This window comes from Pseudoalteromonas luteoviolacea (assembly GCF_001696455.1).
GTDB lineage: Bacteria > Pseudomonadota > Gammaproteobacteria > Enterobacterales > Alteromonadaceae > Pseudoalteromonas > Pseudoalteromonas luteoviolacea_C.
Map to the genome: position 1 here is coordinate 1 of NZ_MAUJ01000017.1, position 10,515 is coordinate 10,515.

Sequence of the window (10,515 nt, forward strand, 5' to 3'; positions counted from 1 at the left end):
CTGTGAGGCTGGCGAAACGGGTATTTTCTTAGCAACAGCACATCCTGCGAAGTTTAAAGAGTCTGTAGAAAGCGTTTTACAACAACAGCTTGAAATGTCAGAAGTAGAAGTCAGAAGTCAGAAGTCAGAAGTAGAAGTCAGAAGTAGAAGTCAGAAGTAGAAGTCAGAAGTAGAAGTCAGAAGTAGAAGTCAGAAGTAGGAAGTAGGAAGTAGGAAGTAGAAGTAGGAAGTAGAAGTAGGAAGTAGAAGTAGGAAGTAGAAGTAGGAAGTAGAAGTAGGAAGTAGAAGTAGGAATCAATGCAGTTAAAAACGCTTACTGGTCAATTTAACATAAAAACCATTGAGAATAATACTGCACTTTACGCATAAGTAAGTGCATACATACCTTGATATCACTGAGCCTATGACGAATGATATTTCGCCAGATTTTATTGTCTTGGTTAATTTCTTAATAGCAGCGCAATAGTATCAACAATATGTTTGATTTTTAGTATGATGTGTTCCTGTTATTTTAGCCCAAGTTTGAATTTCATGTCAATTTCATCGACACTCCTTAACCAAATAGGCCGTTTTGTATAACGAATAATTATGGGTATTGAATTAATGAAGCTCCCATCTTTACTTATTATGGGTATTAGTCAGTTGTAATTATTTAAGTAAAGTTACATCAATCAATTTTTTGAAATGTAGCCGTTATCGATTTCGAAATAAGATTTAACAAGCATTTATTTGAAGTGTCGATTTTGGACCGCGCTTAGTAGGGAAGTATCTATCATTTTTCCGACATAAAAGAGTATTAACTTTTTAACTAAAGTTAAATCTTCTTCCAAGTGGTTGATTGTAGTTTTAGGTCCTGATTTTCATCGTTCATGTTTACACAATTTTCAATGAAGCGATGGCTCGTAGGAGGTAACTTTTGTAAGGTGGCTAATCGGAGATAAAAGTACGAAGTTTCTACTAAATTTTGTTGTTTTGTGGGCCTTTATTTAATTTCTAAGCGGTGTAACTATATATAAAACAGCTAATAAGTATGATGTGTTCTCTATAAACTTTAATAATTAACTAATTTGTACTTGAAGGATAACGTCCTATACGTTAAGTTGCATTTTGAGGTAACTAATGAGGAATGAGAAATGAAACCTTGGAGTCCAGACAGTTGGAGAGATTTTCCAATTGTTCAACAACCGGAATACCCGGACAAAGAAAAATTAAATACTATCGAGTCGGAATTAAATGCCGCACCACCTTTAGTATTTGCAGAAGAAACAAGAAGCTTGCACAAAAGTTTAGCTGATGTATGTGAAGGAAAAGCCTTTTTATTACAGGGCGGAGATTGTGCTGAATCATTTTCAGATTTTAGCGCGACAAATATTAGAGATACATTTAAAACACTTCTGCAAATGGCAGTGGTACTCACGTATGGTGGTAAATGCCCAGTAGTCAAGATTGCACGTATGGCCGGCCAGTATGCGAAACCACGTTCTTCTGATTATGAAACGATAAATGGTGTTTCCTTACCATCTTATCGTGGTGACATTATTAATAGCTTTGAGTTTACTGAAGAAGCCAGAATCCCTGATCCGGCGAGATTGATGAAAGCATATCATCATAGTGCTTCTACATTAAATCTCTTACGTGCATTCGCACAAGGTGGTTTAGCTGACTTACACCAAGTAAACCGCTGGAATATGAGCTTTGTGGCTGCCAACCCGCTCAGAGACAAATTCCAACAAATGGCGAACAGAATTCAAGACGCGCTTGAGTTTATGGAAGTTTGCGGTATTGATGCGACCGTAGCGCCAAGTCTAAAAGAAACGCACTTATATACTTCGCATGAAGCGTTATTACTTGGTTACGAACAAGCTTTAACAAGACGCGACCATTTAAGTGGTGATTGGTATGATTGCTCAGCCCACTTTGTGTGGATCGGTGAAAGAACTAGACAGTTAGATCATGCGCACATTGAATTCTTTAGAGGCATAAAGAACCCGATTGGAGTCAAAGTTGGCCCAGGTATGCAGCCAGATGATTTGATTAAACTTATCGATGCTTTAAACCCTGACAACATACCAGGAAGGTTGACGCTGATAACGAGAATGGGCGCAGATGTTCTGCCTGAGAAGTTGCCAGCGCTTGTGCAAAAAGTTAAAGCTGAAGGCAGAAATGTTGTTTGGACTTCAGATCCGATGCATGGAAATACCGAGAAAGCGAGTACCGGTTACAAAACACGTAGCTTTAACAATATATTACGTGAGATTAGTCAATTTTTTGCTGTGCATAAAGCCGAAGGTTCATATGCGGGCGGTGTACATTTAGAAATGACTGGCCAACACGTCACTGAATGTATCGGCGGCGCATACGGTTTATCAGACGAAGATTTAGCTCAACGTTATAGAACACAATGTGATCCGAGACTAAATGCTGATCAAGTACTTGAATTGGGTTTCTTAGTAGCTGATTTACTAAAAGACGCTAAAGATAGGGCTTAATAGCTAGTAGATAATTAGAGGCCGCGTACAGCGGCCTTTTTAGTATTTATGTCTCGATAATCCAGCCTCTGCAATTATCTTTGCTGATATCTCTTCAACAGAAAATTTAGTTGAATTCAAAAATGGTGTTCTGTGCTTTTTGAATAACATTTCGACTTCTCGTACTTCAATGCGGCATTGTCTAATCGACGCATATTTAGAATTAGCCATTCGTTCTTGTCGAATCGATGCGAGTCTTTCTGGGTCAATCGTCAGCCCAAACAATTTATGTTTATGTTCTAGTAAAAATTTAGGAAAGTTACCTTTTTCAAGATCATCTTCAGTTATTGGATAATTTGCCGCCTTGATACCATATTGTAATGCTAGGTATAAACTTGCAGGTGTTTTTCCGCTACGGCTAACGCCAACAAGTATGATATCAGCATCATCATAATCCTTGATGTTAGCACCATCATCATTAGCTAACGCATAGTTTACTGCAGATATTCTGAAGTCATAAGTCTTTTCGTGAATACTATGAGTTCGATGTACCTTCGGTACCGGCTTAACTTTTAATTCTCGTTTAACTATTTCACTCGCATAGGATAGGAAGTCGTAACAAACCCCTTTTGACGACAAAATAATATCGGACAATTCAGGATTAACAAAGGTAAAGAATACCAGTGGGGGCTCGCCGCTGGTTTCTGCTAATTTATCAATCGTCGTTTTTACTGCGTTAGCTTTATCCACTGTTTCGATAAATGGCAGTGTTTTGTGGTCGAACTCTACAGGAAACATAGAAAGAGTTGCATGCCCAAATACTTCAGCTGTAATAGCTGTGCCATCTGAAATATAAAATGCTGTTCTCATTTTAACCTTTTCATTACTTTTTTAGTATTTTTTCAAGTCTTGGTTTACGCGGCTATACTTACCGTTGTAGAATGCCTTCGACCTAAAGGAAGGTCAAACAATCTCTCACATTTATTACAATTTGTTTTTGGAGACAGTTCCGTGCAAGACTACGTTCTCTGGTATCAAGAATTGGGTATGCATGACGTACCTCGAGTTGGTGGTAAAAACGCTTCTCTAGGTGAAATGATATCTAACCTTGCTAACGCTGGTGTACAAGTACCAGGTGGATTCGCAACTACTGCAGACGCTTTTAACGAGTTTCTCGAGCAGTCAGGGCTTAATGAAAAAATCCATACTATTTTAGACACCCTAGATGTTGACGATGTCAACGAGCTGGCAAAAGTAGGTAGCCAGATTCGACAGTGGGTAATCGACACTCCTTTCCAACCAGAATTAGATAAAGCAATTCGTGAAGCGTACAAAACTCTTCATGGTGAAGATAGCAACGATGTATCTTTTGCCGTACGCTCATCTGCAACCGCAGAAGATATGCCAGACGCATCTTTCGCTGGCCAGCAAGAAACTTTCCTAAACGTACGTGGCATAGACGCCGTAATGGTCGCTATTAAGCATGTTTTTGCGTCTTTATTTAATGACCGTGCAATTTCTTATCGTGTACACCAAGGTTATGACCACAGAGGTGTTGCGCTTTCTGCTGGTATACAACGTATGGTTCGCTCGGACAAAGCATCTTCAGGTGTAATGTTCTCAATAGATACTGAGTCTGGCTTTGAGGATGTAGTATTTGTTACTTCAAGCTATGGCTTGGGTGAGATGGTCGTACAGGGTGCTGTAAATCCGGACGAATTCTATGTACACAAACCAACGCTAGCGAAAGGCAATCCAGCTGTTGTTAGAAGAAACATTGGTTCAAAAGCAATTCAAATGATTTACTCAAGTGATGAGTCACATGGTAAACAAGTTGAAATTGTCGATATGGATCCGGCTCTTTCAAACAAGTTCTCTATTACAGATGACGAAGTTCAAGAGTTAGCTAAGCAAGCAGTTATTATCGAAAAGCACTACGGTCGTCCAATGGACATCGAGTGGGCAAAAGATGGTAATGACGGCAAGCTTTATATTGTTCAAGCAAGACCTGAGACCGTTAGATCGAACGAAGATGCTAACGTTATGGAACGCTTCCAACTACAAGAAAAGTCTAACGTAGTCTGTGAAGGTCGTGCAATTGGTCACAAAATTGGAACTGGCGTAGTTCGCGTCTTAACGTCAATCGATGAGATGGACAAAGTTCAACAAGGCGATGTGCTTGTCACTGATATGACAGACCCTGATTGGGAACCTATCATGAAAAGGGCATCCGCAATTGTTACTAACCGAGGCGGCAGAACATGTCATGCTGCAATCATTGCGCGTGAGCTTGGCATTCCTGCAGTTGTTGGTTGCGGAAACGCAACAGACACCATAAAACATGGCGATGCAGTGACTGTTTCTTGTGCAGAAGGCGACACTGGTTATATTTATGAAGGTGAATTGAAGTTTGAAGTTATCTCTTCTCGCATTGATTCTATGCCAGACCTGCCATTAAAGATCATGATGAACGTTGGTAACCCAGACAGAGCCTTTGATTTTGCAAAGTTGCCTCATGCCGGTATCGGACTTGCGAGATTGGAGTTCATTATTAACCGAATGATTGGCGTTCATCCAAAAGCATTAATCAATTTTGACAGCCAGTCAGAAGAACTTAAAGCAGAGATCTCAGACATTATCGCTGGCTATGAATCTCCAGTAGAGTTTTACATAGCGAAACTTGTTGAGGGTATAGCCACTCTTGGTTCAGCATTTGCGCCAGAAAAAGTGATTGTTCGTATGTCTGACTTTAAGTCAAACGAATACGCTAACCTAATTGGTGGTCAGCAATACGAACCAGAAGAAGAAAACCCGATGATTGGTTTCCGTGGTGCATCTCGTTATATCTCTGAAGACTTCAGAGAATGCTTTGCTTTAGAGTGCGAAGCAATCAAACGAGTTCGCAACGAAATGGGATTAACTAACGTCGAAATCATGATCCCATTTGTGAGAACACTAGAAGAAGCAGCTAAGGTAATCGAGCTGCTAGAAGAGCACGGATTGAAGCGTGGCGAAAATGGCCTACGTGTAATTATGATGTGTGAACTTCCATCAAATGCTTTATTAGCCGATGAATTCTTAGAGTACTTTGATGGGTTCTCTATTGGTTCTAATGATTTAACTCAGCTAACGCTTGGTTTGGATAGAGACTCTGGTTTAATCGCTCACCTATTTGATGAAAGAAACCCGGCAATCAAAAAGCTACTTTCTATGGCAATTAAAACAGCTAAAGAAAAAGGTAAATATGTAGGTATTTGTGGTCAAGGTCCATCAGATCATGAAGACTTTGCAGCTTGGTTAGTAGAGCAGGGGATCGACACAGTTTCATTGAACCCAGATACTGTTCTTGAAACTTGGTTATACCTAGCAGAAAAATTTAAGAACTAAGTTCTTTTATTAGCGCCTGGTCACGCGGTCAGGCGCTACATTTGAACTCTACATTTGAACTCTACATTTGAACTCTACATTTGAACTCTACATTTGAACTCTACATTTGAACTCTACATTTGAACTCTACATTTGAACTCTACATTTGAACTCTACATTTGAACTTTGTTGTTACGGTTACATATTCTTTAGTTAATTTAACATAATGGAACTTATCGTACTCAACCATATTGTATGATGTGTTCTTGATGTATATCCGATCAATCTTCAGCTAAAAACCTCTTGTAATAATCATTTAATTATCAACTATCATAATTCTGAAAGGGTTAGGGCGCTGTGTCTCTAATTGTTGAAGCTTAGAAATAGAGCTTTCTGTTAATACATGTCCTTTTGGTAATAGCATTATACCTTGAGCACTGTGCATAGCTAAACCAAGCTCCATCCCAGGTTTAAGCTGTTGAGCAGTAAGTATGCTCATACTGCCGACTTTTTCTGATTCAACCTGATCTTTAGAAAGCACAGATAATAAAGCTTCTACAATTTTGGGATGGTAAAAGCTTCCGCCATACATTTTTATTATCTCTAAAGCATTTTCTTTTCGCTCAGACATAGGGCGTTGGCTTTGATACAAATGTTCTATGTAGTCTCGAGCAACGGCTAATATTTGGGCACCAATAGGAATATCTTTACCTTTCAGCCCTTTAGGAACTCCTTGTCCATTGTATTTTTCGAATTGGCTGTATATAGCTTCAGCAACGTCGCTTAAGTGCTGCGCGGGCATCAGCATTAGTTGTGCTGTTGAGGGGTGTGTTAAATAAACCTTTTTCTTTTCAGGGTCTAATTCATGAAAAGGTTTAGCATATAAAGAAGGATCCATTGCAAGCAAACCAACTTGAGAGAGGTAACCTGCCATTCGCGTCATATCTGCTACTTCTGAGCTTAAAGACAGTGCTTTAGCTAATTGAAAGCACACTTTAGCGATGTTTTTTGCTTTGTCTGCATCCAGATGAGGATTTGCATTTATAAAGTTGTACAGCAATTCAACCGTGCTTCTATGTTCCTTTTTCTCGTTTTCATTAGCCGCCTCAAGCTGTTTTAACACTTGTCTAATTTGTGTCGTTCGTTTTTCGACCAGACTTTCTAGATTCGAGTTCAGCTCCTTTAGTTCTGCGTTCTGTGCTTTAACTTTATTTTGTAATTCATCATTTTGTTTTTTAAGCTTACTTAACTCGGCAGCCTTATTAATTTCCAAAATTAAGTGTTCATTTTTCCATGGCTTTTGAATATAGCCATGAATGCCCCCTCCATTTATCGCATTTATTGTGTCTTCAATATCTGAATAGCCTGTTAGCAAAATTCTTCTAGCATCAGGAGATATGGCTTTTGCATTTGTTAGAAACTCAGCACCATCCATTTTTGGCATTCTCATATCAGATATAATGACATCAAAGGAGACTTCTCTAACCCGCTCTAATGCTTCGAGGCCAGATTCAAACAACTCAGCTTTAATGCCATTTTGTCTAAGTAATCTGCCAAGTGAATTTAATACACTCTTTTCATCATCTAAACACAGAACAAGAATTGGATCATCACTCATAGACTTAGACAGCTCCATCTTAAATTAAATAGTTTTGTTTATAGTCTTAAAATTAGACTAAACTTTAATAAGAAACAACAAAATAGGTTCGTAAAATATGGTAAGGAAAGCTTCAAAGATTCTAATTATAGACGATGACAAACTCATGTTGCGCGCCTTATCAAAAGCCATTTCTCGAAGCTTAACTGTATCAGATGTAGTTACCTTAAGTGACCCTCTCTTAGCTGAAAGTTACCTATCAGATAACCAATCAGATTACGACCTAATCATTAGCGATTTCCAGATGCCAAGCCTGTCCGGTAAAGAAGTGCTTACTATTGCAAAGCAACGTGCTCCTAAAGCTTTGAGAATAATCATGTCAGGTGATACGAACGAGAATTTAATTTCAAAAGATGATGTCCCGGCTAATTATTTCATGCAAAAGCCATTTGATAAACAAGATCTCGCTCTGTTAGAAACGTTTCTTAGTCGATTAGAGGCTATTGAATATACAGACGAGCAAAAAATGTTGTTTGGCTTACTTCCTTACTTTCCATTTCCTAGCCGTGACACAAAAGAAAGCTTAGATAATATTGTTAGTTTGAGTGACATTTATGATACTCAATTACAGATCCACATAGAAAAAGCACACGGTCTATTCAAGACAGAAAACCCAACACCTAAGCTCGAGTTTTCTGTAAGCATGTTACGCTGTGTTTCTACTGCTTATTATATGTCACTAGAACTAATCCATACCATTGGCGTTGGGCAACAAACAAGTGCATGTGCAGAATATCTCTTATGGTCAAGCCAAGCCTATTCAGTTGCTCAAGAAATTGGTATCCCAATAAAGCAATGTGAAGAAATTTATCAGGTGGTATTTATTGGTTACCTAGAATATTTAATTCAGCAATACTTCAATCAAAAGCTCAATGCCGAACAAGAAGGCAAAACTAGCTTATACCTTAAGTACTTGCTTGCTTGGGGCATAGAAAAGGAAGTTTTAGAAAATAGATTAAGAGTACTTTCACCTGATTCAAGTGAAACAAGTCAAGATTTGATCTTGAGATTGTTTATTGGTTTAAGCCCTGATAGGGCCTCAATTGAAGTTTCTGAACTAAGCTCAAAGAAAAATGATCCGCTGCTCTTTGGTAAGGTCATAGAACAACTTCGCCAAAGAAAGCTCGTGTTGGAGGATGCATTATGAAAGGTATTATATTTAGGTGCCTTGAAGAACTTGTAATAGAAACAAAGGGAATGGATGTTTGGGAACACCTTTTAGAAAAGCACTGCCCAGAAGACAGGGTTTATGTTAGTGCAAAGTCGTACCCTGATGAAGAGTTAGTAGGACTTGCAACTAGCGTATCACAGGCGTTGAATTTATCTATGCCAGAGACCCTAAAAGCATTTGGTACGTATTTATTCGGTTTCTTGGCAAAGCGACACAAGTCCATCGTTGAGGAGTTTGCCTCTTTTGAGCAGTTAATCATTTCCATAGATGAGGTGATCCATAATGAAGTTCGAAAGCTATATGATGAGCCTAACTTGCCTACAATAGAAGCCACCATAAAAGATTCGCAAACAATACATTTAACCTATCGTTCGCCAAGAAAGTTATGTTTTTGTGCAGAGGGGTTAATATATGGCTGTGCAGAGCACTTTGACAAACAAATACAGATTGATCACCCTAAATGCATGCACAAAGGCGATCAAGCGTGTTTTTTAATCATAACCTATTCATAATATGCAAAATTATTACAAGGCCTATTTAAGAGAAAAATCTGCTCGAGATGAACTAGAAGCACTTCTAGAGGAAAAAACGAGCAAACTTTATGCTTTAAATTTAGAGCTTGAAAAAAAACTTACTATATTACAGCAACAACAACTTGCGGTCATTCAATCTGAAAAGATGGCAACGCTTGGTACGCTTTCTGCCGGTGTTGCCCATGAAATAAACAATCCGCTAGCCTATCTAACGTGTAATTTAGAAACTCTTTCACACTATAAAGATGATATTAATGACTACTTTGAGTTAATAACGCAGCATCAATCGGAAGCTATTTCAGACAGTGAGTTGCTTGAAGGGCTAAATAAATTAAGCAAAAACATAGACACGAAGGAGCTTGTTCAAGACCTAAGCGACATTTCTCAGGATTGTCAGGAGGGGTGCAGTAGAATATCTAGCATTATAAAAAACCTACTAGACTTTGCTAAACCAAAACAGAGTGATGAGTCAGAATTCGAAATTGCAGATGTAATCGAACACTCAACTAAGTTACTCGAGAACAAACTTAAACAAGTAACGCTTGAGGTCAATTGTGGCACGGGTTATTTAATATGTGGAAGTAAATCTAATATTACACAGGCTTTTATCAATATCTTCGTTAATGGCATTCAAGCTTGTGAAGAAGCCCGAGCGCAGTCATTAATTAGCCAAGGGATGATCCTCGTCTCGGTATTTGATTCAGGGGCAAACTATACGATTACATTTAAGGACAATGGTATAGGTATACCTGAAGAGGCTATACCTCACGCATTTGAGCCGTTTTATTCAACTAAGCCTTTGGGTGAGGGAACGGGTATGGGCCTAGCAGTTGTTTATGGCATCCTTTCTAATCACAGTGCGTCCATATCTTTAGCAAATAATCCTGATTCCGGTGTGACGGTAACAGTTAATATCCCTAAATCATCCCTTTAATATTAAAGAGTATTTATACTAATATTCCCCTAAATTAGATTGCGCTATAGACTTTAGTCTACAGCGCAAGATTCCTTATTTTGTTTTCAAATTCGCTCCGTACTGATTTACGTCAATTTAAAAAAAGATTTATTCATTAAATAATATAGCTATTAGTTATATATTATAACCACAATAAGTTGACGTGCACGTCAACTTTCGGATTAGTTTAATTTATGTGAAAGTTTACATTTAGATCAATCAAAGGTACAAGATTGAACTAACTGGCTGTTATATATGCAATAGTATGTATTTTGAACGTTTTTAGAGATGAATTCGATTCATATATCCATCTAGAGTGTAATTATCAAATTTTTTCATTTTGCACCAAAAAAAGCCGCTCTTTA

The 10,515-nt window shown here is 38.3% G+C and carries 7 protein-coding genes and 1 pseudogene; 6 read left to right on the forward strand and 2 right to left on the reverse strand.

From position 1 onward, the window contains the following. Positions 1 to 97 (forward strand): annotated as a pseudogene (locus A7985_RS27240) (hypothetical protein); the annotation flags it as partial. 1,036 nt (positions 98 to 1,133) lie between these two features. Further along, entirely contained in the window at positions 1,134 to 2,489 is a 1,356-nt protein-coding gene (locus tag A7985_RS24055) for a class II 3-deoxy-7-phosphoheptulonate synthase (RefSeq protein ID WP_065792945.1), read from the forward strand. A gap of 39 nt (positions 2,490 to 2,528) precedes the next feature. Here the strand turns inward: A7985_RS24055 and ppsR are convergent, their stop codons facing one another. After that, complete coding sequence (gene ppsR, locus A7985_RS24060; protein WP_065792946.1) at positions 2,529 to 3,338, reverse strand: posphoenolpyruvate synthetase regulatory kinase/phosphorylase PpsR; 810 nt, start codon at positions 3,336 to 3,338, stop codon at positions 2,529 to 2,531. Between the two features lie 141 nt (positions 3,339 to 3,479). Here ppsR and ppsA point away from each other — a divergent pair, with 141 nt between their 5' ends. Beyond that, the gene (gene ppsA, locus A7985_RS24065) at positions 3,480 to 5,855 is read left to right on the forward strand and encodes a phosphoenolpyruvate synthase (protein ID WP_065792947.1); all 2,376 of its coding nucleotides are present in this window, start codon (positions 3,480 to 3,482) and stop codon (positions 5,853 to 5,855) included. A gap of 295 nt (positions 5,856 to 6,150) precedes the next feature. On the opposite strand, the gene A7985_RS24070 is transcribed toward ppsA, so the two are convergent. After that, complete coding sequence (locus tag A7985_RS24070) at positions 6,151 to 7,452, reverse strand: HD domain-containing phosphohydrolase (protein ID WP_370671184.1); 1,302 nt, start codon at positions 7,450 to 7,452, stop codon at positions 6,151 to 6,153. Between the two features lie 97 nt (positions 7,453 to 7,549). On the opposite strand from A7985_RS24070, the gene A7985_RS24075 reads away from it, so the two are divergent. From A7985_RS24075 to A7985_RS24085, 3 genes are read left to right on the forward strand one after another with little or no spacing between them, the layout of a single operon-like run. Continuing rightward, on the forward strand, positions 7,550 to 8,638 hold the full coding sequence (locus A7985_RS24075; RefSeq protein WP_065792949.1) for a response regulator: 1,089 nt from the start codon (positions 7,550 to 7,552) through the stop codon (positions 8,636 to 8,638). After that, entirely contained in the window at positions 8,635 to 9,174 is a 540-nt protein-coding gene (locus A7985_RS24080; protein WP_065792950.1) for a heme NO-binding domain-containing protein, read from the forward strand. The genes A7985_RS24075 and A7985_RS24080 overlap by 4 nt, the downstream gene beginning before the upstream one ends. 1 nt (position 9,175) lies before the next feature. Next, positions 9,176 to 10,129 (forward strand): sensor histidine kinase, encoded by a 954-nt coding sequence (locus A7985_RS24085; protein ID WP_065792951.1) that lies wholly within the window; start codon positions 9,176 to 9,178, stop codon positions 10,127 to 10,129. The last annotated feature ends 386 nt before the right edge of the window (positions 10,130 to 10,515 follow it).

Bases quoted from the DNA above. Each gene is read 5' to 3' on its own strand.
- A7985_RS24055 (WP_065792945.1), top strand. From the start codon at position 1,134: ATGAAACCTTGGAGTCCAGACAGTTGGAGAGATTTTCCAATTGTTCAA.
- ppsR (WP_065792946.1), bottom strand. From the start codon at position 3,338: ATGAGAACAGCATTTTATATTTCAGATGGCACAGCTATTACAGCTGAA.
- A7985_RS24070 (WP_370671184.1), bottom strand. From the start codon at position 7,452: ATGAGTGATGATCCAATTCTTGTTCTGTGTTTAGATGATGAAAAGAGT.
- A7985_RS24075 (WP_065792949.1), top strand. From the start codon at position 7,550: ATGGTAAGGAAAGCTTCAAAGATTCTAATTATAGACGATGACAAACTC.
- A7985_RS24080 (WP_065792950.1), top strand. From the start codon at position 8,635: ATGAAAGGTATTATATTTAGGTGCCTTGAAGAACTTGTAATAGAAACA.
- A7985_RS24085 (WP_065792951.1), top strand. From the start codon at position 9,176: ATGCAAAATTATTACAAGGCCTATTTAAGAGAAAAATCTGCTCGAGAT.